Source organism: Agrobacterium tumefaciens (assembly GCF_005221385.1).
Lineage (GTDB): Bacteria > Pseudomonadota > Alphaproteobacteria > Rhizobiales > Rhizobiaceae > Agrobacterium > Agrobacterium tomkonis.
On the sequence record NZ_CP039903.1, the window covers coordinates 253512 to 277962 of the forward strand.

At 59.6% G+C, this 24451-nt stretch carries 20 protein-coding genes; 10 read left to right on the forward strand and 10 right to left on the reverse strand.

The window, feature by feature from the left end; translation table 11 throughout:
* The first annotated feature begins 15 nt into the window (after positions 1–15).
* The 3 genes from CFBP6623_RS01320 (at position 16) to CFBP6623_RS01330 (ending at position 3378) form a co-directional block, all read left to right on the forward strand.
* A complete protein-coding gene (locus tag CFBP6623_RS01320; RefSeq protein WP_046800737.1) occupies positions 16–1671 on the forward strand; it encodes an alpha-glucosidase family protein in 1656 nt (551 codons plus the stop codon).
* Positions 1672–1691: 20 nt separating this feature from the next.
* Complete coding sequence (locus tag CFBP6623_RS01325; RefSeq protein ID WP_046800615.1) at positions 1692–2780, forward strand: ABC transporter ATP-binding protein; 1089 nt, start codon at positions 1692–1694, stop codon at positions 2778–2780.
* A 241-nt stretch (positions 2781–3021) separates the two neighbouring features.
* Positions 3022–3378 carry a hypothetical protein gene (locus CFBP6623_RS01330; protein ID WP_046800738.1) on the forward strand — a complete coding sequence of 119 codons (357 nt, stop codon included), beginning with the start codon at positions 3022–3024 and terminating at the stop codon, positions 3376–3378.
* Positions 3379–3402: 24 nt separating this feature from the next.
* On the opposite strand, the gene CFBP6623_RS01335 is transcribed toward CFBP6623_RS01330, so the two are convergent.
* The 6 genes from CFBP6623_RS01335 to CFBP6623_RS01360 all read right to left on the reverse strand — a co-directional run bounded on the left by CFBP6623_RS01335 (position 3403) and on the right by CFBP6623_RS01360 (position 11989).
* Positions 3403–4767, reverse strand: coding sequence for a metallophosphoesterase (locus CFBP6623_RS01335; protein ID WP_046800616.1), 1365 nt, complete (start codon positions 4765–4767; stop codon positions 3403–3405).
* 217 nt (positions 4768–4984) lie between these two features.
* A complete protein-coding gene (edd, locus tag CFBP6623_RS01340; RefSeq protein WP_046800617.1) occupies positions 4985–6805 on the reverse strand; it encodes a phosphogluconate dehydratase in 1821 nt (606 codons plus the stop codon).
* Positions 6806–6931: 126 nt separating this feature from the next.
* Complete coding sequence (gene pgl / locus CFBP6623_RS01345; RefSeq protein WP_046800739.1) at positions 6932–7630, reverse strand: 6-phosphogluconolactonase; 699 nt, start codon at positions 7628–7630, stop codon at positions 6932–6934.
* Between the two features lie 11 nt (positions 7631–7641).
* Entirely contained in the window at positions 7642–9117 is a 1476-nt protein-coding gene (zwf, locus tag CFBP6623_RS01350; protein ID WP_046800618.1) for a glucose-6-phosphate dehydrogenase, read from the reverse strand.
* Between the two features lie 136 nt (positions 9118–9253).
* Positions 9254–10540 carry an NAD(P)/FAD-dependent oxidoreductase gene (locus tag CFBP6623_RS01355; protein WP_046800619.1) on the reverse strand — a complete coding sequence of 429 codons (1287 nt, stop codon included), beginning with the start codon at positions 10538–10540 and terminating at the stop codon, positions 9254–9256.
* A 12-nt stretch (positions 10541–10552) separates the two neighbouring features.
* Positions 10553–11989 (reverse strand): glutamine synthetase family protein, encoded by a 1437-nt coding sequence (locus tag CFBP6623_RS01360; protein WP_046800620.1) that lies wholly within the window; start codon positions 11987–11989, stop codon positions 10553–10555.
* A 123-nt stretch (positions 11990–12112) separates the two neighbouring features.
* Here CFBP6623_RS01360 and CFBP6623_RS01365 point away from each other — a divergent pair, with 123 nt between their 5' ends.
* Positions 12113–13297 (forward strand): NAD(P)/FAD-dependent oxidoreductase, encoded by a 1185-nt coding sequence (locus CFBP6623_RS01365; protein ID WP_046800621.1) that lies wholly within the window; start codon positions 12113–12115, stop codon positions 13295–13297.
* 110 nt (positions 13298–13407) lie between these two features.
* Here the strand turns inward: CFBP6623_RS01365 and CFBP6623_RS01370 are convergent, their stop codons facing one another.
* The gene (locus CFBP6623_RS01370; protein WP_232370422.1) at positions 13408–13854 is read right to left on the reverse strand and encodes a hypothetical protein; all 447 of its coding nucleotides are present in this window, start codon (positions 13852–13854) and stop codon (positions 13408–13410) included.
* Between CFBP6623_RS01370 and CFBP6623_RS01375 the strand changes: the two genes are divergently transcribed.
* Positions 13841–14713 (forward strand): LysR family transcriptional regulator, encoded by an 873-nt coding sequence (locus CFBP6623_RS01375; protein ID WP_046800623.1) that lies wholly within the window; start codon positions 13841–13843, stop codon positions 14711–14713. The genes CFBP6623_RS01370 and CFBP6623_RS01375 overlap by 14 nt on opposite strands.
* Before the next feature lie 66 nt (positions 14714–14779).
* Here CFBP6623_RS01375 and CFBP6623_RS01380 read toward each other — a convergent pair whose 3' ends face one another.
* Together CFBP6623_RS01380 and aceA are read right to left on the reverse strand one after the other, a co-directional pair.
* Positions 14780–15034, reverse strand: a complete 255-nt coding sequence (locus CFBP6623_RS01380) for a hypothetical protein (RefSeq protein ID WP_046800624.1) — start codon at positions 15032–15034, stop codon at positions 14780–14782.
* A gap of 162 nt (positions 15035–15196) precedes the next feature.
* Entirely contained in the window at positions 15197–16486 is a 1290-nt protein-coding gene (gene aceA, locus CFBP6623_RS01385) for an isocitrate lyase (protein WP_046800625.1), read from the reverse strand.
* Positions 16487–16740: 254 nt separating this feature from the next.
* Here aceA and CFBP6623_RS01390 point away from each other — a divergent pair, with 254 nt between their 5' ends.
* The 5 genes from CFBP6623_RS01390 to CFBP6623_RS01410 all read left to right on the forward strand — a co-directional run bounded on the left by CFBP6623_RS01390 (position 16741) and on the right by CFBP6623_RS01410 (position 22433).
* Positions 16741–18156, forward strand: a complete 1416-nt coding sequence (locus tag CFBP6623_RS01390; protein WP_046800626.1) for a helix-turn-helix domain-containing protein — start codon at positions 16741–16743, stop codon at positions 18154–18156.
* A gap of 152 nt (positions 18157–18308) precedes the next feature.
* Complete coding sequence (locus CFBP6623_RS01395; protein WP_080842289.1) at positions 18309–19406, forward strand: polyamine ABC transporter substrate-binding protein; 1098 nt, start codon at positions 18309–18311, stop codon at positions 19404–19406.
* Between the two features lie 132 nt (positions 19407–19538).
* A complete protein-coding gene (locus CFBP6623_RS01400; RefSeq protein ID WP_046800628.1) occupies positions 19539–20696 on the forward strand; it encodes an ABC transporter ATP-binding protein in 1158 nt (385 codons plus the stop codon).
* A gap of 11 nt (positions 20697–20707) precedes the next feature.
* A complete protein-coding gene (locus CFBP6623_RS01405; protein WP_046800629.1) occupies positions 20708–21616 on the forward strand; it encodes an ABC transporter permease subunit in 909 nt (302 codons plus the stop codon).
* Between the two features lie 4 nt (positions 21617–21620).
* A complete protein-coding gene (locus CFBP6623_RS01410) occupies positions 21621–22433 on the forward strand; it encodes an ABC transporter permease (RefSeq protein WP_046800630.1) in 813 nt (270 codons plus the stop codon).
* 313 nt (positions 22434–22746) lie between these two features.
* Here CFBP6623_RS01410 and CFBP6623_RS01415 read toward each other — a convergent pair whose 3' ends face one another.
* Positions 22747–24411, reverse strand: a complete 1665-nt coding sequence (locus CFBP6623_RS01415; RefSeq protein WP_046800631.1) for an ABC transporter permease — start codon at positions 24409–24411, stop codon at positions 22747–22749.
* Positions 24412–24451: the final 40 nt, after the last annotated feature.

A 24451-nucleotide genomic window follows, 5' to 3' on the forward strand; every position in this document is an offset into this window, starting at 1 on the left:
AGACAGGACACTTCCATGACCGCTTCGGTGACTTCCGCTTTGACGCCCAACAAGGACTGGTGGCGTGGTGCTGTGATCTATCAGATCTATCCGCGCTCCTATCAGGACTCCAATGGCGACGGCATTGGCGATCTCAAGGGCATCACCGACCGGCTGGCGCATATTGCTGGCCTCGGTGCCGACGCCATCTGGATTTCGCCCTTCTTCACCTCGCCGATGAAGGATTTCGGTTACGACGTCTCGAACTATGTCGATGTCGATCCGATGTTTGGCACGCTCGCCGATTTCGACGGGCTGATCGCGGAAGCTCACCGTCTCGGCATCCGCGTGATGATCGACCTCGTCATGTCGCACACGTCGGACCAGCATCCATGGTTCGTGGAAAGCCGCGCCAGCCGCAATAACCCCAAATCAGATTGGTATGTCTGGTCGGACAGCAAGCCTGATGGCACGCCGCCCAATAACTGGCTGTCGATCTTCGGCGGTTCGGGCTGGCAGTGGGACCCGACCCGCATGCAATATTACATGCACAACTTCCTGACATCGCAGCCGGACCTCAACCTGCATAATCCGGAAGTTCAGGAAGAGCTGCTGAACATCACCCGCTTCTGGCTGAAGCGCGGCGTCGATGGTTTCCGCCTCGACACCATCAACTTCTATTTCCACGACCTTGAACTGCGCGACAACCCGGCGCTGGCGCCTGAGCGCCGCAACGCTTCCACCGCGCCTGCGGTCAATCCGTATAACTTCCAGGAACACCTCTACGACAAGAACCGCCCGGAAAATATCGCCTTCCTGAAGCGCTTCCGCGCGGTGCTGGACGAATTCCCCGACATCGCCGCCGTCGGCGAAGTGGGTGACAGCCAGCGCGGTCTCGAAATCGTCGGCGAATATACCTCCGGCGATGACAAGATGCAGATGTGCTACGCCTTCGAATTTCTGGCGCCGGATGCGCTGACCCCGCAGCGCGTTGCCGATGTGCAGGCGGATTTTGCGAGAGCCGCTCCTGAGGGCTGGGCCTGCTGGGCCTTCTCCAACCACGATGTCGTGCGCCATGTCAGCCGCTGGGGCGAGCATGTCGAAGATAAGGATGCCTTCGCCAAGGTACTTTCGGCGCTCTTGATGACGCAGCGCGGTTCCGTCTGCATCTATGAGGGTGAAGAACTCGGCCTCACCGAAGCGGATATTGCTTTCGAAGATTTGCAGGATCCCTACGGAATCCAGTTCTGGCCGGAATTCAAGGGCCGCGACGGTTGCCGCACGCCAATGGTGTGGGATGCCGGTCATGCGCAGGCGGGTTTCTCGACCGCCGACAAGACGTGGCTGCCCATTCCTGCCGAGCACAAGCAGCGCGCCGTCAGCGCCCAGCAGGGCAACGAGGCCTCGGTGCTTGAGCATTATCGTCGCTTCCTGACCTTCCGCAAAAAGCACCCGGCTTTTGCCAAGGGCGGCATCGAATTCCAGCCGGTTGAGGGCGAGGTGCTGAGCTACACCCGCACGCTGGGCAACGAAACCGTGCTTTGCCTCTTCAATCTCGCCGCCACGCCGGCAAAAGCCACGCTGCCGGAAGGGAACTGGGAGGTTCTCGAAGGTCACGGCTTTGCAGGCGGTCTTGAAGGCAGAAGCGTAGAACTTCCGGCATGGGGCGCTTTCTTCGCCCGTTACGCCTGACAGATGAGGGAGGAACACCCATGACAAGTCTCGTTCTCAAGGATATCCGCAAATCATACGGGCAGGTGAAAGTCCTGCACGGCATCGATCTGGAGATCGAACAGGGCGAATTCATCGTTTTCGTCGGGCCCTCGGGCTGCGGAAAATCGACGCTGCTGCGCATGATCGCCGGTCTTGAGGAAATCACCGGCGGCGAGATGTATATTGACGGTCAGCTCGTCAATGAAATCCCGCCCTCGCGCCGGGGCATCGCCATGGTGTTCCAGTCCTATGCGCTTTATCCGCATATGACGGTCTATGACAACATGGCCTTCGGCATGAAGATCGCCAAGGAAAACAAGCAGGAGATCGACCGCCGGGTTCGTGCCGCCGCCGAAATCCTGCAATTGACGCAATATCTGGAACGTCTGCCCAAGGCGCTCTCCGGTGGTCAGCGTCAGCGCGTCGCCATCGGCCGCGCCATCTGCCGCAATCCCAAGGTCTTCTTGTTCGATGAGCCTTTGTCGAACCTCGATGCCGCCCTGCGTGTCGCCACCCGCATCGAGATCGCCAAGCTTAACGAGCAGATGGCCGATACGACGATGATCTACGTCACCCACGACCAGGTGGAGGCGATGACGCTGGCGGATCGCATCGTTGTTTTGAATGCGGGCCGTGTGGAGCAGGTCGGCCCGCCGCTCGAACTTTACGAAAGGCCGGCCAACCTCTTCGTGGCGAAGTTCATCGGCTCGCCCGCCATGAACATCATTTCGGCGAAGATCGTCGGAACCGGTGAACGGACCTCGATCGAACTCGTCGGTGGCAAGACACTTGCCGTTAATGTTCCTACACCCGCAACCGAGCAAGGCAAGGCCGCAAGCTTCGGTGTCCGGCCGGAAGATCTGAGCATCGTCACCGGCGATGACTATCTTTTCGAAGGCAAAGTCTCGATTGTCGAGGCTCTGGGCGAAGTGACGCTGCTCTATCTCGAGGCTCCGAACGGGCAGGAGCCGATCATCGTCAAGATACCGGGCATCCTTTCAGTCTCCAAGGGGGAAACCCTGCGGTTTGCAGCACCGCAGGAAAAGCTCCATCTCTTCGACGCTGACGGCAAGACCTATCGTCCATAATCGCTGGCAGTACCTTAAAACACGCCCCGGAACCTCGCCGTTCCGGGGTTTTTTCGTGACTTTTTGCCACTGTGGAAAAACAACGGAAATGTCCCGCTTCCGGTCCGTTAGAGGCAAGTCTGATATGAATTGTTAAAGACTATGGCCTAGTCTCGATCTGTTAAGAGAGCATGGGAGTCCGGGCGTGCAGAGCAGTGCGGGTGTCATCAGGAACAATTACCTGAGCAAAGAAGAATCCTTCATGTACGACCGCGAAGGCCGGTTTCGCATGGAAGACACCATGAATGCCGCGCGCATCGAATATACCGAGAAGGCCGTCATGCATATGGCGGCGCGGCGCTGCGACGTCATCCGCATCTCCCAGACCGAAGCGGTGCTGGCGCTGCTGACCAAATACAGCCTGCCGAACCAGTTCTATCTTGATATTCCCGACGCCCGCATCACCAAGATCGGCTGCGTGATGTTGCGCGTCAACGCCAACAACACCATCCACGTCCGTTTCCTGCGGATATTGACGCAGAAAGAACTGGACCGCGTTTTTGTGTTCAGTACGCACCCGGCGCATCGGGACCGGAAGCTCGATATCCGGTCTTTCTGAAACATCCAAAGCTGTCGAAAGGACTTAAGAAAGCCCGCCCAGAACCGTCTGCTTCAGCTTCACTTCAGGCACTTCCGTGAACGCAAGATCGCTGCGGCCGAAATAGGATTTCTGGTTGGTGGCCGACCAGTCGTTGCAGACGAGCTTGTAACGTTGTTTCGTTTCCGGCTTCTCCGGCATGGCGTAGAGATAATCGCCGGTGCGCGCAGCAAGCGGAATGTCGCCGTCCTGGTTGCAACGTTCAAGGATCTGGGCAAGCGCTTCGCCATCCACTTCCGTCACCATCAGTTTGCCGTCGAAACGCAGCGAGGCGTTGAAATCATAGCGGCGAATATCGCCCTGCGGCAGACCGGCGCCGAGCGAAGTATGGCCGATGAAACCGACATCCGCGCCGGTTTTCGCAGCGATAAGCTGCGCCACATGGCGTCCGGCCTCATCGACAGTCATTGCCTTGGCGGATTTGCCGACAACCGCCCGTTCTTCCGCCGTCAGGTGCTTTTCGAGCGTCTGCTCGATCAGGCTCTTGAGGGCCAGGGAGGCGGGAGCGCCGCTATCGACCGCGACCGTTTCGATGGCCGGAGCCTTGCCGGGAGCGGAGATCGTTGCCACCGTCATGGAGGTGCACCATGAGCCGGTATGGACATAACGCGTGGCGCCCTGTTCATGCACGAAGTTCAGGTGATCGTGACCGCCGACCAGCAGCGTACCATCCGGTAGCAGCGACAGGATATCGCGGTCGGCAACGACGCCGGCATGGCTCAAGACGATGTTGATAGCGCCCGACTTAACGATGCCAGGCAGATTGGCCTTGGCCCATTCGACCGGCTGCGGAATGTCGAGCATCTCGCGCGTCGCCTTCGGATAGGTATTGATCGCATTGGTGGCGAGACCCACCACGATGACCTGCCGCCCACCGACGCTCACCTCGGCACGATCAGGCGCATAGGGCTTTCCACTGCGCTTATCGTTGATGTTGGACAGCACGGTGATGCCGAGTGCCTGGGCGCGGCTGACGAAATTGGCAAGATCATTGTCGATATCGGGCTCATGATTGCCGATATTGATGACGGTGGGGGCGAGCTTGGCGAGTGCAGCGAGGAACGTCCACTCGATTTCGCCGGCCGAACGTGTGGCCACCGCGTTACCGAGTTCGAACAGGTCGCCATTCAGCAGGATGATATGAGGCGTCTTGTCGGCAGCGATGCGCATTTCGATGGCCGCGAGAAGCTGGCCGATGCGCTCATAGGCCGAATGCAGGTCGGAGATCACGATCGCACGCAGCGCGACATCCTGCGCCGTCGCTGGCGTGGCCAAGGCAATCAGCGGCAGCACGGCTGTGCCAGCCATAAGCTTCAGCACATCGCGGCGTTTGCTTGAGAAAATCGTCATGTCTGGTCCCATCATCCGAAACTGCACCGTCGTCCCACGGTTGCTCGAGAAGGCCCTATAGGGCGATCATCACAGCCGCATGACAAGTGTGACTTTTAAGAAATGGGAAATAAAGCGGTTTCTGTGCCGGATTATCAGAGGCGGGAAAGCGCAGTCGAACGATACCGCAAAGCAGGGTTGAGAGGCGAAAACCACATCGGCCTTCGCCCTCCAAAAATCAATGGAACAGAACGCTGGCGCCCTGATCGGCCGGGCCGGCATTGCGGCGGAAGGGGGCGAACAGTTCGCGGCCCATGCCCCATTCATTACCGGACAGATCGGCGCGCGCCGGTTCGCGTTTCGCCAGTTCGGCGGCGGACACCAGCACTTCCAGCGTTCCCGAAATGGCGTCGAGACGGATGATGTCGCCATCGCGGATAAGCGAGATCGGGCCGCAGTCGGAAGCTTCCGGCGTGACATGGATGGCGGCCGGCACCTTGCCGGATGCGCCGGACATGCGCCCGTCCGTCACCAGCGCCACCTTGAAGCCGCGATCCTGCAGCACGCCGAGCGGCGGCGTCAGGCGGTGCAGTTCCGGCATGCCGTTGGCCTTCGGTCCCTGGAAGCGCACGACGGCGATGAAGTCTCGGTTGAGCTTGCCGTCCTTGAAGGCGTCCTGAAGCTCCTGCTGGTCGTTGAAGACGATCGCCGGCGCTTCGATGATGTGGCGTTCCGGCTTGACGGCGGAAATCTTGATGACCGATTTGCCGAGATTGCCCGTCAGCATCTTCAGACCGCCGGTCGGCTGGAACGGGGTCTCGATGCTGGAAAGCACCTTCGGGTCGTGGCTCTGCTCGGGGGAGGGCTGGCGGACGACCGCACCCTTCTCGTCAAGCTTGGCATCCACGGTGTAAGCCTCAAGGCCATGTCCGAAGACGGTGCGGACATCGTCATGCACGAAGCCCTGTTTCAGAAGCTGCTTGATGAGGAAGCCCATGCCGCCGGCGGCGTGGAAGTGGTTCACATCCGCAAGTCCGTTGGGATAGACGCGGGCCAATAGTGGCACGATGTCGGAAAGATCGGAAATATCCTGCCAGGTGAGGATGATGCCGGCGGCGCGCGCCATGGCGATCAGATGCATGGTGTGGTTGGTGGAGCCACCCGTCGCATGCAGGCCGACGACGCCGTTGACGACCGATCTCTCGTCGATCATCTCGCCCGCCGGCGTGAATTCATTACCCTGCGCGGTAATCGCCAGCGCGCGTTTGGCGGCCTCGCGCGTCAACGCATCGCGCAGCGGCGTGCCGGGGTTGATGAAGGAGGAACCGGGCATATGGAAGCCCATGATCTCCATCAGCATCTGGTTCGAATTGGCGGTGCCGTAGAAGGTGCAGGTGCCCGGGCCGTGATAGGATTTCGATTCCGCCTCCAGTAGCTCCTCGCGGCCAACCTTGCCTTCGGCGTAAAGCTGGCGGATGCGCGACTTCTCGTCATTCGGCAGGCCTGACGTCATCGGGCCGGCGGGAACGAAGACGGCGGGCAGGTGACCGAAGGCGAGTGCCGCGATCACGAGGCCGGGTACGATCTTGTCGCAGACACCGAGATAGACGGCGGCGTCGAACATGTTGTGCGACAGGCCGATGCCGGCCGCCATGGCGATGGCATCGCGGGAAAACAGCGAAAGCTCCATGCCCGGCTGGCCTTGCGTCACACCGTCACACATGGCGGGAACGGCGCCCGCCACCTGCGCGATGCCACCCGCTTCCTTGGCCGCATCGCGGATGATCGTCGGGAAGGTCTCATAGGGCTGGTGCGCCGACAGCATGTCGTTATAGGCGGTGATGATGCCGAGATTGGGAACCCGGTCGCCGGCAAGGATGTCCTTGTCGGCGGGGGAACAGACCGCAAAACCGTGCGCAAGGTTGCCGCAGGAAAGCACGGAACGGTGAACGCCTTTTGAGACCTGCAGCCGCAACCGCTCGAGATAGGTCTCGCGGTAAGGCTTGGAACGTTCGACGATGCGGGCGGTGATGGCCTGAATGCGGGAATCGGCGGACATGGGCGTTCATCCTGTTCGTTGGTCGGCAACCGGCGTTCCGGGAGGTGAACGGCCGGTTGTCGTGTTTCTGTCTTCATGTCTTCGGGGCGCTTGTCGCCGGGCCGCGCGTGCGGCGGTACTTTCGGCTTACGGCGCCCAGTATATATCCACGGGCGTTTCTGCCCGGTTCAGCACGGCGCGAACAGGCATTTCGTCCTCATCCTCACCCGATTGGGCTTTTTCAAGCGTCGCCTTCTTGGCTGCACCTTCAATGTGCAGCACCAGAAAATCGGCGTCATGCAGGCTGGAGAAATTGAAGGTCAACCGCTCCTCTCCCGCATTCTCCGCCGCCATGGTCAAGACGCCGCGTGGCTCATCAAGGTCCAGCGCCTCATAGAGATTGTCGCCACCGGGGAAGAACGATGCCGTATGGCCATCCGTTCCCATGCCCAGAATGACGACATCGAAAGGATCGCAGATCGCTTCGGTCTTGACGGTTGCGAGCGTCGCCGCATCCTCCGGCGAGGCCGCCGACTGGAAAAGCGGCACGAAATAGGCCGCTTTCGCCTTGTCCTGCAACAGGTTCTCGGCAACCAGGCGATGGTTCGAGCGGTCGCTTTCCGGCGGCACGAAGCGTTCGTCCACCAGCGTCACGCTGATATTGGGCCAGTCGAGATCGTGTTTGGAAAGCGCCTGGAAAAACAGCTTGGGCGTAGAGCCGCCGGAAACGGCGATGCTCGCCGTGCCGCGCTCCTGCGTTGCGGCCGAAAGGCGACTGGCAACTTCTGTCGCCAGCGTGGAGGCCAGGTCGGCGGCGCTGTCGAAGACATGCAATGTCTCACTCATCTCCGTCATCCTCAATCTCCATCGTGCCAGGTGCGGCCATCGCGCTCGATCAGCGCGATCGAGCCGCTCGGACCCCAGGTGCCGGCGGTATAACCCTGCACGCCCTGCGCCAGATCTTCCCAGCTCTTGAGAATGGGGTCGATCCAGTCCCATGCGGCCTCGACCTCGTCGCGGCGCATGAACAGCGTCTGGTTGGAGCGGATGGTGTCCATCAGAAGCCGCTCATAGGCATCGGGGCTGCGCACGTTGAAGGCTTCGGCAAAGCTCATGTCCAGCGACACCTGACGCAGGCGCATGCCGCCCGGGCCGGGGTCCTTGATGAGCAGCGACTGCTTGACGCCTTCATCGGGCTGCAGGCGAATGACCAGCTTGTTGGCCTCGATCTTGCCGGCCGCATCGTCGAAGATCGAATGCGGGATCTGCTTGAAGGTGACGACGATTTCCGAAACGCGGGTCGCGAGGCGTTTGCCGGTGCGGATGTAGAAGGGAACGCCGGCCCAGCGCCAGTTGGCGATTTCAGCCTTGATGGCGACGAAGGTTTCGGTGTTGGAAACGCCGCCTTCCAGCTCTTCCAGATAACCCTTGACCGGGCCGCCCGCGGAAGCGCCGGCGCGGTACTGGCCGCGAACCGTCTGCTTTTCGACATTGCTGGTGTTGATCGGCTTCAGAGAGCGCAGAACCTTGAGTTTTTCGTCACGCACGGCTTCCGCATTCATGGATGCGGGTGGCTCCATGGCCACGAGGCAAAGCAGCTGAAGGATATGGTTCTGCACCATGTCGCGCAGCGCACCGGCCTTGTCGTAATAACCGGCGCGGCCTTCAAGGCCAACCGCTTCGGCAACCGTGATCTGCACGTGGTCGATATGGGCAGAATTCCACAGCGGCTCGTAAAGCGCGTTGGCGAAACGCAGCGCCATCAGGTTCTGCACCGTCTCCTTGCCGAGATAGTGGTCGATACGGAAGATCTGCTCTTCCTTGAAGACGTGGCCGATAGTGTCGTTCAGTTCCTGCGCGGAAGCGAGGTCACGGCCGATCGGTTTTTCAACGACGATGCGGGTCGAGCGGGTGATGAGCTTGTGCTCACGAATCTTGTCGGCGATATCGCCGAAAATGCCCGGGGCGACGGCCAGATAAAAGGCGCGTATGCGCTCCTTGCCCTCATCGAGCAGCTTCTTCAGCACGTCCCAGCCATTGCTGCCCTTGGCATCAACAGGCACGTAGAAAAGCCGGTTGAGGAACAGCGTGACCTGCGCGTCGTCATATTCGCCGGCCTTCAGGTGCTCCTTCAGCGCGTCCTGCGCGAATTTGCGATATTCCTCATGGGTCATGACCGAACGCGACGCACCGATGATGCGGGTCGGCTCCGTGAACTGGCCTTCGACCTGCCGGTGATAAAGGGCCGGCAGAAGCTTGCGCTCGGCAAGATCGCCCGTGCCGCCGAAAACGACACAATCAAAAGGTTCAACAGGAATGATCTGACTGCTCATATCGATTCTCTCGATCTTCAAGGGTTGGGGCATCAATAATCTAATCGATTTAAAAATGCCAGACTCAGTTATGTGAAATTATGAATTTTGGCTTTGTTCGCCCGTTCTGTTTCGGTAACTGGCTGTAAACATTATCCTAAAACCTGTCTCGCAACGCGTACCAAGATAGCGCCAGGAAAAGCAGCGGCGCGCGCATTGAAGTTCCGCCGGGGAATGAGGGCACCTTCAGCCGCGCAAATGGTTCCAGCATGTCCTTTTTGCCGAGTATGAGATCGGCATAGAGCTTGCCGCAATAATTCGACAGCATCACCCCATGACCGGAATAGCCGCCGATGGAGGTGACATCAGGCATGACTTCGCGCACGAACACCTGTCGCGGCAGGGTGATGCCGACGGAGCCGCCCCAGGAATGGGTGATGTCGATATTTTTCAGTGCGGGATAGATTTCCGCTATCTGCCGGCGGATATGGCTGGAAATGTCGCGCGGCGTATCGGCCGTATAGGCTTCACGTCCACCGAAAAGCAGCCGGTTGTCGGCCGTCTTGCGGAAATAGCGCACCACGAAACGCGAATCCGCCACGGCTTCCCGGCCTGGAATGATGTCGGGAAACGCATCGAGCGGTGCGGTCGCGCCGATAAAGGAGCGGATCGGCATGATATGGGCGGCCGTTATCGGCTCCAGATTGCCGATATAGGCATTGGTCGCGATCAGCACCTTTGTCGCCGTCAGATTGCCGGAGGGCGTTTCGATGATTGTCTTGCCGCCGGACTGGCGAATGGATTTTGCCGGCGTCATTTCGTGAATGCTGGCACCCGCAGCTTTCGCCGCCTTTGCCAGCCCGACCAAAAGCTTCAGCGGATGGATATGGCCGGTGCCGGTGTCGCGCGTGCCGCCGAAATAATGGGTGGAGCCGACGCGTTGACGCGCCTCGCCGCGTTCCATGTAGGAAATATGCGGATAGCCGTAGCGATTGTTCATCGCATCGACGCTTTTGCGATAGTCGTCCTCGTAGGCCGCCTTGTGCGCCACATAAAGCTGTCCCGGCAGATACTCCATGTCTATGCCGCGATTGACGGCGAAGCTGCGCACGTAATTCTTGGCATCCTCGGCAATGTCGAACAGCAGCTTCGATTGCTCGAAGCCGATCTCATCTTCCATTTCGTCGGGAAAAGAGCGCTGGCCGGTGCCGAACTGGCCGCCATTACGGCCGGAAGCGCCATCGCCGAAACGATGCGCTTCGATGAGGGCGACCGAGACGCCGTTTTCGGCAAGGTTACAGGCAGCCTGAAGGCCGGTATAACCGCCGCCGATAATCGCGACATCCACTTCTCTCGACCCATCGAGAGCGGGATAGTCCGGCCGCTCACCGACGGTTGCCTGATACCAGGAAATCCCCGGCGCAATCGGGCTTTGCCATGTCATGCTTGGGGTTCCTCACACGTTGAGAAGCAGGAATTCCCGCTCCCAGGGGCTGATGACCTGCATGAAGGTCTCGAATTCCCCACGTTTCAGGCCGGCATAAAGGCCGACGAATTCATGGCCGAAAACCCGGTCGAACTGCTCTTCACCTTCCAGCAGCGCCACGGCTTCCAGAAGGCCACGCGGCAGGTCGATGGAGCCTTCATTGGCCGTCTCGGCGGTCGGTTCGGTCGGCTCGATATTGTTGACGATGCCGAGCCAGCCGCAGCCGAGCGAAGCGGCAAGCGCGAGATAGGGATTGGCGTCGGAACTCGGCAGGCGGTTTTCGACGCGCCGCGCCTGCGGGCTGGAAATCGGCACCCGGAAGGCGGTCGTGCGGTTGTCGTAACCCCAGGCATTGTTGACCGGGCAGGCCATATCAGGCGTCAGGCGGCGATAGGAATTCACATAGGGCGCCAGCATGACCAGCGCATTGGGCACATAACGCTGCATGCCGCCCACGAAGGAGAAGAACTCCTTGGAGGGGCCGCCATCCTTGTTCGAGAAAATATTGCGGCCGCTGTCGATCTCTACCACCGACTGGTGGATATGCATGGCCGAACCCGGCTGGCCCTGCATCGGCTTGGCCATGAAGGTGGCGTAGATGCCGTGCTTCAGCGCCGCCTCGCGGATGGTGCGCTTGAACAGGAACACCTGGTCGGCGAGCTGGATAGGGTCGCCATGCCGCAGGTTGATTTCCAGCTGCGCCGGGCCTTCCTCATGGATCAGCGTATCGATCTCGAGGCCCTGTTTTTCCGAGAAGTGATAGATGTCGTCGATCAGCTCGTCGAACTCGTTGATGCCGGCAATCGAATAGCTCTGCCCGCCGACGATCGACCGGCCGGAACGGCCTTTCGGCGGATGCAGCGGATAATCCGGATCGTCGTTCATGGCGACGAGATAAAATTCGATTTCCGGCGCGACGACCGGCTTCCAGCCCTTTTCGGTATAGAGCGAAAGCACGTTCTTCAAAACGTTGCGCGGCGTATAGGGAACGAAATTGCCCTCGGCATCCACGACGTCGCAGATCACCTGCGCGGTCGGGTCGCTCTCCCACGGCACGACGGACAAGGTGGAAAGATCAGGCACCAGCTTCAGGTCGCTGTCGCGTGGCTCATAGCGGAAATTCGCCGTCTCGTCAGGATATTCGCCTGATATCGTATGGCGATAGAGCGCGGATGGCAGGGCAAGCGATGTGTCGCCCGTGAACTTTGCTGTCGGCATCATCTTGCCGCGCGCAACGCCGGCAAGATCGGGCGTGATGCATTCTATGTCCTCGATCCCGCGCGCCCGCAGCCATTGCGCGGCTTCGCGCCAGGAGGAAACGCCACGGGTAGAGGAGAGGTCGAGGGGAGGTGTCTTTGCCATGGTTGCCTGTTTCTTCGGGCGGAGCATGGTTTTCTTCGGGGGCATGTATCACCGGGTCTGTGTTTCGACTGGCGCCATCATAACCGTAGTTTGGCAATTGGCGAGGGGGAAAGCGCCATTGACAAGCGCCAGTACTTCGAAAAGAGGAGAGGAAACGGATCGGATGGAATGATGACAGAGAAATGTGACGTGCTGATTTTAGGGGCGGGCGCCGCCGGCATGATGTGCGCCATCCGCGCCGGCCAGCGCGGTCGCTCCGTCGTCATTCTCGACCATGCCAAGGCGCCGGGCGAGAAAATCCGTATCTCCGGAGGCGGACGCTGCAATTTCACCAATATCCATGCCGGGCCGAAGAACTATCTCTCCGCGAACACGCATTTCGCCAAATCCGCACTCGCCCGCTACACGCCGCGCGATTTCATTGCTCTGGTGGAAAAGCATCGCATCGGCTGGCATGAAAAAACGCTCGGCCAGCTCTTTTGCGATGACAGCGCCAAGGACATCATCCGCATGCTGCTTGGCGAAATGCAGGCGGTGAATGCGAAGCTGCGGCTCGAAACGTCAGTCTCGGCGGTCGCTCACGATGGCGGGCGTTTTCGCGTGACCACGTCTGGCGGTGTCATCGAGACCGAAAGCCTTGTCGTGGCGACAGGGGCTAAGTCGATCCCGAAAATGGGCGCGACCGGTTTTGCCTACCAGATCGCCGAGCAATTCGGCCTGCCGCTCATCGAGACGCGCCCGGGACTCGTGCCGCTGACGCTCGATCCTGCCGCGCTGGAAAAGCTGAGCCCGCTTGCCGGTGTCGCGGTTCCAGCCGAGGTTTCTCACGGCAAGACCTCATTTGAAGAGGCGCTGCTCTTCACGCATCGCGGTTTGAGCGGTCCCTCCATCCTGCAAATCTCCTCCTACTGGCGTGAAGGCGACGCCATCCGCCTGAAGCTCGAACCGGGCCGCGATATTGCCGCGCTGCTGAAACAGGCGAAACAGAAGAACGGCCGCCAGTCGCCCCAGACCGCTTTGTCGGAAATCCTGCCGAAACGGCTCGCCCAGCACGTCGTCGAACAATCTGGCCTCACCGGCCATCTGGCCGATATGTCCGACAAGGCTTTGGCGAAGCTGGCGGACGAGGTGCAGGACTGGCAGATCAAGCCCGCCGGTTCGGAAGGTTATCGCACGGCGGAAGTCACGCTTGGCGGCGTGGATACGACGGGCCTCGATTCCCGCAGCATGGCGGCGAAATCCGTACCCGGGCTTTATTTCATCGGCGAATGCGTGGACGTCACCGGCTGGCTCGGCGGTTATAACTTCCAGTGGGCTTGGGCCTCAGGGCAGGCGGCAGGCGAATTTGCGTGAAACCGCCTGTCTTAACACCTTGTTAACGGGCGCGGAGTCATCCTGACCGAATGCCAGCAAAGCCGGATCGCATTGCGCTCCCGCTGCACATGATGTCCTGCTGGAGGCTCTTAACAGGGCATGGGTCGGTTGAGTTTTTCGTCAGGAACCCGCGCATGAACAGATCTGCACATCGCACCCCTCGCGCCATTGCCATCGCCCGCACTGACAACGAGAGCCGGCGGCTGGCCTTTCGCCTGAGCCTTATCGCAGCCGGTGCTCTCGCGGCCCTGATCGCTCTCTTTTACTGATCGGCGGCTCTTCGCCTTCATCAAGCCGATGAGCGCGCTGAAAAGCCGCCACGCGCGCGATGCCTCGGCCATATCAGTATAAAATTTCTCTTCCTGCAGAATGGCCTCGCGCCGGGTGCGCGGCTGCTGGTTTTCGATGATGACCCGGGCTGCAAAAATCGCGTGCATGTCACTCTCCTCGTAATGCGGAGGGCCATAGTGCACGCCGTTTTTTGATTTATCTGCCCAAGAAAATGCGCTACGTTTTTCATCAATGAAAAACGTCACCTGGGATTCCTATCAGCTTTTCCTCGATGTGTCACGCAGCGGCGGCCTGACGGGCGCCGCTGCGCTGACGGGTTTGAGCCCGGCAACTGTCGGGCGGCGCATGGTCGAACTGGAGGAGCGCATTGGCAAGGCCCTGTTCCAGCGCAGCCAGACGGGATACGCGCTGACGGCGGATGGCCGCGCTTTGTTCGACCGGCTTCAGGCAATGGAAAATGCGGCAAAGGATGTTGAAGGATGGCAGAAGGCGTCATCGGCCTCTTCCGTTGTGCGCATTGCCGTCGGCACCTGGAACGCCTGGCTGCTGACCGGGAATTTTTCCGCCATCTGTACCGACCGCGATGATTTCCGCATCGATCTTTTCATCGCCGAACAGAGGGCGTCTCTTGCCCATCGCGAAAACGACATCGGTATCCGCGCTTTCGAGCCGCAGGAAAAGAACCTCGCCGCCATCAAGACGGGGGAGGTAGCCTATGCGCCCTACAGGTTGCGCAATGCTGCTGCATCGGTTGCCGACCGCTGGCTGGCGGTGGCGGAGGAAAACGCCATTTCAACCTATCTGCGCTGGCCGCATGAGAACCGCCGCAATGATATCGCGGTAACCGTGAACCGGCCGACGGCGCTTCTCGACCTTGTGCTGGCGGGGGCAGGCGTTGCCGTGCTTCCATGCTTCGTGGGCGATGCGGATGCCCGGCTTGCTCGGGAAGGTGACGAGATGGAAACCCTTCGCCACAATCAATGGATCGTCATGAACAATGACGATCGCCACCGCCGCGATATACGGACGGTGGCGGACCGGATGACCCGTCTGATCAAGGGACATTCCGATTTATATGCCGGGCGCAAGAGCCGCCCGGCGTGAGAGAGCATTTCCAGTAAAAGTGTGTCGCGGTTTTACGTCCGGAAATGCGGAAAAACTCTAACCGTTTCAGGCCGCAGCGCCCTGCGCGACGATGACCGGGATCAGCAGATCGCCCCAGTTGCCGCCGCCGCCATGGTGGCGGGCCGAGCGAACCAGCTCGACGGAAACGCCGGCCTCAACGGCTTTCATGACAGCCTGGTTGAGGCGGTGCAGATCGTTGGCCAGCATGCGGATGGCGGCCTGCTGATCCTGCGTCATGGCGGAGGACTGCTCCTCGGCGCGTTCCTTGACGTGGGTCTTGATGGGGTTATGGGCATTCATGGCATTTCTCCTCTCATTATTGGTTGGGGTTCTTGATTGGAGCATCGGACCGAAAAGTGTTACGCGGTTTTCGGAAAATCCCATGCTTGAACAAAAACTTAGAGCGGATTACGCTCTAAGTTTGCAAGCCCTTCCCGTCACCGGGAAGGGCAGTTTTTCGATTTATTCGGCCGCCGGGCGGAACTGGTCGTGCTCGGTGGATTCCTTCATGGCTGTCGTGGACGACGTGCCGCCAGAGATCGCCAGAGACACCGCGTCGAAATAGCCGGTGCCGACTTCGCGCTGGTGCTTGGTGGCGGTGTAGCCATTGGCCTCGGCTGCGAATTCCGCTTCCTGAAGCTCGGAATAGGCCGCCATCTGCCGGTCCTTGTAACCGCGCGCCAGTTCGAACATGCCGAAATTCAGCTGGTGGAAACCGGCAAGCGTGATGAACTGGAACTTGTAGCCCATCGCACCCAATTCCCGCTGGAACTTGGCAATCGTCGCGTCGTCGAGGTTCTTTTTCCAGTTGAACGACGGCGAACAATTGTAGGCGAGCTTCTTGCCGGGATGCACCTTGTGCACGCCTTCGGCAAATCTGCGCGCCTGTTCGAGATCCGGCTTTGATGTCTCGCACCAGATGAGGTCGCAATAGGGCGCATAGGCAACGGCGCGGGCGATGCAGGGTTCGAGACCGTTCTTGACCTGATAGAAGCCCTCGACGGTGCGGCCGGCATCGTAATCCACGAAGGGCTGGTCGCGCTCATCGATATCGGAGGTCAGGAGCTTGGCGGCCTCCGCATCCGTGCGGGCGATGACCAGCGTCGGCACACCCATGACATCAGCTGCGAGACGCGCCGCCGTCAGGTTGCGTATATGCGCCGCCGTCGGGATCAGAACCTTGCCGCCGAGATGGCCGCATTTCTTTTCCGATGCCAGCTGGTCTTCATAATGAACACCCGCAGCACCCGCCTCGATAAAGGCCTTCATGATCTCGAAGGCATTGAGCGGCCCGCCGAAACCGGCCTCCGCATCGGCAACGATCGGCGCGAACCAGGTGTCGACCGAAAGGCCCTTGCCCTCCGCCGTCTCGATCTGGTCGGCGCGCTGCAAGGTGCGGTTGATGCGCTTTGCAAGCTCCGGTGCGGCATTGGCGGGATAAAGCGACTGGTCCGGATACATGGCCGATGCCGTATTGGCATCCGCAGCAACCTGCCAGCCGGAAAGATAGATCGCCTTCAGCCCGGCACGAACCATCTGCATGGCCTGGTTGCCGGAAAGCGCACCGAGCGCATTGACGAAATTTTCCTCGTTGATCAGCTTCCACAGCCGGTTGGCGCCCATTTCGGCCAGCGAATGGCGGATTTCGACGGAGCCGCGCAGCCGCTCGACATCGGCGGCAGTGTAAGTGCGCTCAATGCCGTCGTAGCGCCCCTGCGGTGCACCCGGAACAAGTTTGTAAAAATCCGTCATACTTCTCTCTCCCATGATAAATGCGGTTTCCGTAACGGGCCGAATTCAACATCATATGGCGCCGTTTGATGTGACTACATTTACATTTTTCGAGATTTGAGCGCCAGAACAAACACAAAAACAGTGACTTGAAAGAGGTTATCCTGTAGTGTGCGTGACAGGGTGGAGATGTAAAATTGTAAATTTTGTAAAAGTCCTTCGCCCCAAGAATTTGTAACAGATTTGTATGAGTCGCAGGCACAGGGGGTGAGGCGGTGTCGGAAAACAAGATTTTTGCAGGCCCGCGCGTGCGCCGCATTCGCAACGGTCTGGGGCTGACGCAGACGGCCATGGCCGAGGCGCTGGCGATTTCGCCGTCCTATCTCAATCTCATCGAGCGCAACCAGCGGCCGCTGACGGTGCAGCTGCTTTTGAAGCTTGCCTCGGTCTATAAGGTCGATCTGGATGATCTGCAGGGCGAAAGCGCCGGTTCCGCCGGGCAGCTGCGCGAGGTCTTCGCCGATCCGCTGCTTGTAGGCGAGGTGCCGTCACCGCAGGAGTTGATCGAGGTTGCCGATGCCGCGCCCAATGCGGCAAGCGGTGTCCTCAAGCTTTACCGGGCCTATCGGGAACAGGCGCAGCGCCTTTCGGATCTTTCCGATCTTCTGGCGCGCGAGGGGCATGAAACGGCGCTTTCCTCCACCCGTCTGCCGATCGACGAGGTGCGGCACGTCTTTGAAAACCGCCCGGCATATTTTCATTCCATCGATGCGGCGGCTGAAGAACTCCATAAACAATTGTCGACCGGCGATGATCTCGCCTCCGGTCTGCGCGCATGGTTACAGAAAAACCACGGCATCGTCGTCAGAACCCTGCCAGTGCATGCCATGCCCAATCTGCGGCGACGTTATGACCGCCATTCCATGCGGCTGTTTTTGTCCGAGCGCCTGTCGCAGCCGGATCAGCTGCGGGAAATGGCGATGGAGACCTGTCTTCTGGCCCTTCGCGAAGAGATCGGTACGGAACTGGAAGCGCTTGGCCTGAAGGGCGAGGAAGCCCGGCGCATTGCCCGTTTCGAACTGGCGCGATATGCCGCCCATGCGCTGATGATGCCCTATGGCGCGTTCCTGAGCGCCGCGCAGCGGGCGAAATACGATCTCGATGTTTTGCGGTCGCGCTTCAACGTTTCTTTCGAACAGGCAGCCAACCGCCTCGTCAGCCTGCAACGGCCGACAGCTGCGGCGATCCCGTTTTTCCTGATGGAGATCGACAATGCCGGCAACCGTTTCCGCCTCGCTGGGGCCAGCGGTTTTCCAAGGGCGCGTTTCGGCGGCCTCTGTCCGCGGCTCAATATCCATGCCGCTTTCGCCCAGCCGGGACAGGTGTTGGTGGAGGCGGTGGAGATGCCGGATGGCGACGCGTTCCTCACAGTGTCGCGCACGCTGGAAGGTCCTCAGGCGGGTTTCGGCGAAAGGGTGCGGCGAACGACCGTGCTTCTCGGCTGCGATCTCGCCCAGGCCGGAGAGACCGTCTATGGCCCCGCCGCTTCGGGTGCTGCGCCCGTCGCCGTCGGCCCTTCGTGCCGGCTGTGCGAAAGGCAGGGCTGTCTGTCGCGGGCCGAAGCGCCGCTCACAAGGCCGCTCGGCCTCGATGAAATGGTCACCGGTCTCAGTGTTTTCGACTTCCAGTAGGTGTTTCCATTCGCTTTTTTGTGGCCGGAAAACATTCGGTTGAAAATGCTGTGCTGCACATTTCCCGCTTGCTCCCTTTTGTTTTCCTTTCTAGTCTCTCCCAAAAAAGGGGATCACGCTCCCACCGTGAGGATGCGTTAACAGGAGACATCATGAAAAACCGTTCTCTCCGCCTGACCTTGGCTCTCACCACCGCGCTCGTTGCAGCAGGCTCGGCAATGGCCCAGGAAAAGGTCGTCCACGTCTATAACTGGTCGGATTATATTGACGAATCAGTGCTTGCCGATTTCACCAAGGAAACCGGCATCAAGGTCGTCTATGACGTGTTCGACAGCAACGAGCTTGTGGAAACCAAGCTTCTGGCCGGCAGCTCCGGTTATGATGTCGTGGTGCCGACCGGCCCCTTCCTCGCCCGCCAGATCAATGCCGGCGTGTTCCAGAAGCTCGACAAGTCCAAGTTGCCGAATCTGAAGAACATGTGGCCTGAAGTCTCCGAGCGCCTGGCGAAATACGACCCCGGCAACGAATATGCCGTGAACTACATGTGGGGGACCACAGGCATCGGTTATAACGTCGCCAAGGTGAAGGCGGCGCTCGGCGATGTTCCGGTCGACAGCTGGGATATTCTCTTCAAGCCGGAAAATGCCGAAAAGCTGAAATCCTGCGGCGTCAATATTCTCGATGCTTCGGACGAAACCTTCGCCATTGCGATGAATTATCTCGGCAAGAACCCCGACAGCAAGGAAACCGCCGATCTGGAAGCGGGCGGCGAGGTCTATTCGAAGATTCGCCCCTATGTGAAGACGTTTAATTCCTCCGCCTATATCGACGAACTCGCGAATGGCGACAGCTGCATCACCATCGGCTGGTCGGGCGATATCCTGCAGGCAAAAAGCCGTGCGGAAGAAGCCAAGAACGGCGTCGAAGTGAACTACGTCATCCCGAAGGAAGGCACGTATATGTGGTTCGACAACCTTGCCATCCCGGCGGATGCCAAGAATGTCGAGGAAGCACATGCCTTCATCAATTATCTGATGCGGCCGGAAGTCATCGCCAAGGCGTCGAACTACGTTCAATACGCCAACGGCAACCTTGCCTCGCAGGCGCTGATGGATGAGTCGGTTTCGAAAAATCCTGCGGTCTATCCCGATGCCGACACCATGAAGAAGCTCTTCACCATCTCGCCTTACGGACCGAAGGAACAGCGCGTGCTGAACCGCGTCTGGACGCAGATAAAGACCGGCAGCTGACATCTCCGTCCGCTGGCTGAGGAACGGCCGGCGGGCCTGTTTCTCTGATAGCTTTGCCGGCAGGTCACCCTGCCGGCGCTGCCCGCCCCGAAGCATCGATCGAAAGACCAACGGGATTTGAGGGTAGGGTGAATGGCGAAAACTCTGGGGCCGGTCAAACGCAAATTCAGCCCGTGGGACAACCCCGATGCGGTTCCCTTCATCCGCTTTGAAAACGTCACCAAGCGTTTCGGCGATTTCGTCGCCGTCAACAATCTGACGCTCGATATCTATGAACGCGAGTTCTTCTCGCTGCTCGGTCCGTCGGGCTGCGGCAAGACCACGCTGATGCGCATGCTGGCTGGTTTCGAGGAGCCGACGGATGGACGCATCCTGCTGCAGGGCAAGGATATTTCCGGCGTACCGCCCTATAAGCGCCCGACCAATATGATGTTCCAGTCCTATGCACTTTTCCCGCATATGTCGGTGGAGAAGAACATCGCCTTCGGTCTCGAACAGGACGGCTTGCCGAAAGCGGAAATCGCCGCCCGCGTCGAGGAAATGCTGCGGCTCGTCAAACTCACGGAATTCGCCAAACGCAAGCCGAGCCAGCTGTCGGGCGGCCAGCGGCAGCGCGTGGCGCTCGCCCGTTCGCTTGCCAAGCGGCCGAAGGTGTTGTTGCTCGACGAACCGCTCGGCGCGCTCGACAAGAAGTTGCGCGAGGAAACCCAATTCGAGCTGATGGACATCCAGACCAATCTCGGCCTCACCTTCCTGATCGTCACCCATGATCAGGAAGAGGCGATGACGGTGTCGGATCGCATCGCCGTCATGGACAAGGGCAATGTCGTGCAGGTGGCGACGCCGGCCGAGATTTACGAGGCGCCGAACAGCCGCTACGTGGCTGACTTCATTGGCGACATCAATATTTTCGACGCCAATGTCGTCGCCAATGCCTCCGATATCGGCAAGCCGGGTCTGGTGACGCTCGATTGCGACGGGCTGAAAGTGGCGGTGGAGCAGGAATGCGCTGCGGCGACCGGCAGTCAGGTGGCTTACGCCATCCGCCCGGAAAAGGTCCGCATCTCGCTCGACCAACCGGCTGACAGCAGCGTCAATTCCGCCTATGGCGAGGTCTGGGATATTGGTTATCTCGGTGACTTCTCGGTCTTCATCGTCAAGCTCGCCGATGGCCGTGTCCTCCGCGCGGCGCAGGCGAATGTGTCACGTCTCGTTGATCGCCCGATCACCTTCGGCGATATGGTGTGGCTGAACTGGAAACCGGATTCAGGTCTTGTCCTGACGCGCTGAGGGAGGCTTTCATGGCGGTCACCACTCCCGAAAACCGGCAAAGCCCCTGGCGCTGGCTGGTCGTTGCGGTTCCCTATTTCTGGTTGCTGTTGTTTTTCGCAGCGCCGTTTTTCATCATCTTCAAGATCTCGCTGTCGGATACGGCCATATCCATGCCGCCCTACACGCCGGTCTTCGAAGGCTTTTCGAAGCTCGGCGCGTTCTTCTCGCAGCTGGATTTCGAAAATTATCTGTTCCTGACGGAAGACCCGCTTTACATCGACGCCTATCTGTCGTCGTTGCGCATCGCCTTCATCTCCACTTGCCTGCTTCTGCTGATCGGTTATCCCATGGCGCTGGCCATGGCGCGCGCGCCGTCATCGGTGCGGCCGACGCTGGTGATGCTGGTGATCCTGCCGTTCTGGACGTCGTTCCTGATCCGCGTTTACGCCTGGATCGGCATTCTGAAACCCGAAGGCCTGCTGACGGTGCTGTTCCAATGGCTCGGTTTTCTCGGACCCGACCAGCAGGTCAATATCTTCCGCACTGAGACGGCGATCTTCATCGGCATCGTTTATTCCTATCTGCCTTTCATGGTGCTGCCGCTTTATTCAGCGCTGGAAAAGCTCGACAATACGCTATTGGAAGCGGCGGCCGATCTTGGCTGCCCGCCATGGAAAGCCTTCTGGAAGATCACTTTCCCGCTGTCGCTGCCGGGTGTTGTCGCCGGGTCGATGATCTGCTTCATCCCGATAACAGGCGAATTCGTTATTCCCGATCTGCTCGGCGGCGCGCAGACATTGATGATCGGCAAGACGCTCTGGACGGAATTCTTCGGCAACCGCGACTGGCCTTTGGCATCGGCCGTGGCCGTGCTGCTCCTGTTGTTGCTGGTGGTGCCGATCGCCATCTTCCAGAACCAGCAGAAGAAGGTGGGGTGAGGCCATGAAGCGCGGAAAATTCGACATCACCGTCCTCACCCTCGGTTTTGCCTTTCTTTATATCCCGATCATCATCCTGATCGTTTATTCCTTCAATGCCTCCAAGCTCGTCACCGTCTGGGGTGGCTTCTCGCTTCAATGGTACCGCTCCATGTGGTCGAACCAGGGGCTGATGGATGCCGCCTGGGTGACGCTGCGCGTCGGTATCCTCAGCGCCACCATCGGCACCATCCTCGGAACGCTGGCGGCGTTATCGCTGACCCGTTTTGCGCGCTTCCCGGGCCGGGTGCTGTTTTCCGGCATGATCTATGCGCCGCTCGTCATGCCGGAGGTTATTACCGGCCTGTCGTTGCTGCTGCTGTTCGTGGCTGTCGGGGTGGATCGTGGTTTCTGGACGGTGGTCATCGCCCATACGACTTTCACCATGTGTTATGTGGCGATCGTCGTGCAGTCGCGCCTGCTCACCTTCGACCGCAGCCTTGAGGAAGCCGCACTTGATCTCGGCTGCCCACCGGTGAAGACCTTCTTCCGCATCACCCTGCCATTGATCTTCCCAGCCGTCATCGCCGGCTGGATGCTGGCGTTTACGCTGTCGCTCGACGATCTGGTGATCGCCAGCTTCGCCACAGGCCCCGGCGCAACCACGCTGCCGATCAAGATTTACTCGCAGGTACGTCTTGGGGTGACGCCGGAAATCAATGCCATCTGCACGATCCTCATCGGCCTTGTGACGATCGGCGTCATTGTCACCTCCATCACGTCCAAACGCACCGAACTGCAGCGGATGCGGGACGAGCACGCCGCCGCCCGCAACTGATTATCGGCTCTGCTTCGATTTCCTCACGTTACTGTTGAAATCGCAATAAAATTAGAAACCTGTAATTTAGTTTTGGGACTCTACGGTCTCAAAATAGGAATTATCGTCGGTAATTGCTCGATTTTGGTTTTAACCGCTTGTTAATAGGAGTTGGCGGAAAGTAAACCTAACGCAGGGTTGTCAAATTTCTGACGGCCGGGATTGATAATTTCCATATGGCGAGGTCGTCCCCCCTTTCTCTCGTTAAAAAAAGCACAACTAATACAGGCGGCCGAAAGGCCGCCTTTCTTTTTGCTGAGATACCGGGCGCTGCTCAGCTGTTTTCCGGATGATCCATGGATTTCGAGACGAGAAGCACGGGAATAAGCCCGGCGATGATGATGATGATCGCCGGAACGGCGGCATCCTGCACCCTGGAACGGGATGCATCCTCATAGACCAGCGTGGCAAGCGTGTTGAAACCGAAAGGCCTGAGCAGGATGGTCGCCGGCAGTTCCTTCATGGATTCGATCAGCACCAGCAGAAAAGCGGTCAGCGCCGCCGGCCGCATATTCGGCAACAGCACCTTGAACAGCGTCTGCAAACGATTGCGCCCAAGCGTGCGCGAGGCCATGTCGATATGCGGCGAAAGCTTCTGGAAACCGGCATCGAGCGTGCCTTCCGCCATGGTCATGAAACGCACGCTGTGCGCATAGATGATGGCGAAGGCGGTGCCGGAAAGCAGCAGGCCGCTGGAAAAGCCGAAATGCGCGCGGATGAAGCCATCGACGCTATTGTCGAGACTGGCCAGCGGAATGAGCACCCCGATGGCGAGCACGGTTCCCGGCACGCCATATCCCATGGAACCGAAGCGGGCGGCCACCTTCGAGGTGCGCGAGCGCTCGGTGCGGATGGCATAGGAAAACACGAAGGCGGCTATCAGCGTCACCAAGGCGGCGGAAAACGAGACTTCGAGACTGTGTCCGAGCGCTTTCAGAAGCTTCGGCGCAAACAGTGCGTCGAGCCTCCTGGTGGCGTAACCGCCGAGCACGATGACGGGAATGAAAAAGCCGCTCGCGACAGGAACGAAGCAGAACAGGCTCGCGCACCAGCGCCGCCAGCCGGTGAGCGCCTTCAGCCGGTGACGCTGCGCCATGCTTGTCGCCTTCGGCGCGCCGAAGCGTTGTTTTTCGCGGGCATTGCGTTCGATGACGATCAGCGCGCCGACGATGATGAGGATGACAGCGGCGATCTGCGTCGCATTGGCGAGATTGCCGCGATTGAGCCAGGTCTCGTAAATGGTGAAGGTCAGCGTCTGGACACCGAGATATTCAACCGCACCGATATCGTTCAGCGTCTCCATCAAGACTAGCGAAAGCCCGATGGCAATCGCCGGCCGCGCCATCGGCAATTGCACGGAAAAGAACACGCTGAGCGGCTTTGCGCCAAGCGTGCGGGCCGCTTCCGCCGCAAACCGGCCCTGCATGGAAAAGGCGGCGCGGGCCGAGAGATAGACATAGGGGTAAAGAACGGAACTCAGGACGATCACCGCGCCGCCAAGCGAGCGTATGTCGGGAAACCAGTAATCGCGGATGCTGTGATAATCGAAAGCGGCGCGAATTGCGCTCTGCACCGGGCCGGTGAAATCAAGGAACTCGCCGAAGGCATAGGCAGCCAGATAGGAAGGAATGGCGAGCGGCAGCACGAGTGCCGCAGACAGCAGACGCCGCAGCGGAAATTCGAATGTCGTGACGAGCCATGCGCAGGCTATGCCGAAAAAGGCCGTCGTTGCGGCCGTCATCCCCAGTAATAGGAAGGTGCGAAACCCCGCACGCGGCAGGACATTGGCGAGAAGGTGTTGCCATCCTTCCGTACTGCCGGTCAGCGCCAGCCAGAAGATCGCCAGAATGGGCATGGCGGCAATGGCCGCGACGATGACCGCCGCGATAGGCAGTATCGAAACGCGTTTTGTGGCTGGAAGGGAAACCGTCATGGGCATGCGGGCCTGTCTTGCGAAAGCCTCGAGCGGCGATCATTCC

Bases quoted from the DNA above. Each gene is read 5' to 3' on its own strand.
- CFBP6623_RS01395 (WP_080842289.1), top strand. From the start codon at position 18,309: ATGAAAAACCGTTCTCTCCGCCTGACCTTGGCTCTCACCACCGCGCTC.
- CFBP6623_RS01355 (WP_046800619.1), bottom strand. From the start codon at position 10,540: ATGACATGGCAAAGCCCGATTGCGCCGGGGATTTCCTGGTATCAGGCA.
- CFBP6623_RS01325 (WP_046800615.1), top strand. From the start codon at position 1,692: ATGACAAGTCTCGTTCTCAAGGATATCCGCAAATCATACGGGCAGGTG.
- CFBP6623_RS01360 (WP_046800620.1), bottom strand. From the start codon at position 11,989: ATGCCCCCGAAGAAAACCATGCTCCGCCCGAAGAAACAGGCAACCATG.
- CFBP6623_RS01405 (WP_046800629.1), top strand. From the start codon at position 20,708: ATGGCGGTCACCACTCCCGAAAACCGGCAAAGCCCCTGGCGCTGGCTG.
- edd (WP_046800617.1), bottom strand. From the start codon at position 6,805: ATGTCCGCCGATTCCCGCATTCAGGCCATCACCGCCCGCATCGTCGAA.
- CFBP6623_RS01380 (WP_046800624.1), bottom strand. From the start codon at position 15,034: ATGAATGCCCATAACCCCATCAAGACCCACGTCAAGGAACGCGCCGAG.
- CFBP6623_RS01320 (WP_046800737.1), top strand. From the start codon at position 16: ATGACCGCTTCGGTGACTTCCGCTTTGACGCCCAACAAGGACTGGTGG.
- pgl (WP_046800739.1), bottom strand. From the start codon at position 7,630: ATGAGTGAGACATTGCATGTCTTCGACAGCGCCGCCGACCTGGCCTCC.
- CFBP6623_RS01365 (WP_046800621.1), top strand. From the start codon at position 12,113: ATGATGACAGAGAAATGTGACGTGCTGATTTTAGGGGCGGGCGCCGCC.
- CFBP6623_RS01330 (WP_046800738.1), top strand. From the start codon at position 3,022: ATGTACGACCGCGAAGGCCGGTTTCGCATGGAAGACACCATGAATGCC.
- CFBP6623_RS01400 (WP_046800628.1), top strand. From the start codon at position 19,539: ATGGCGAAAACTCTGGGGCCGGTCAAACGCAAATTCAGCCCGTGGGAC.
- CFBP6623_RS01410 (WP_046800630.1), top strand. From the start codon at position 21,621: ATGAAGCGCGGAAAATTCGACATCACCGTCCTCACCCTCGGTTTTGCC.
- CFBP6623_RS01335 (WP_046800616.1), bottom strand. From the start codon at position 4,767: ATGACGATTTTCTCAAGCAAACGCCGCGATGTGCTGAAGCTTATGGCT.
- zwf (WP_046800618.1), bottom strand. From the start codon at position 9,117: ATGAGCAGTCAGATCATTCCTGTTGAACCTTTTGATTGTGTCGTTTTC.
- CFBP6623_RS01415 (WP_046800631.1), bottom strand. From the start codon at position 24,411: ATGCCCATGACGGTTTCCCTTCCAGCCACAAAACGCGTTTCGATACTG.
- CFBP6623_RS01375 (WP_046800623.1), top strand. From the start codon at position 13,841: ATGAAAAACGTCACCTGGGATTCCTATCAGCTTTTCCTCGATGTGTCA.
- aceA (WP_046800625.1), bottom strand. From the start codon at position 16,486: ATGACGGATTTTTACAAACTTGTTCCGGGTGCACCGCAGGGGCGCTAC.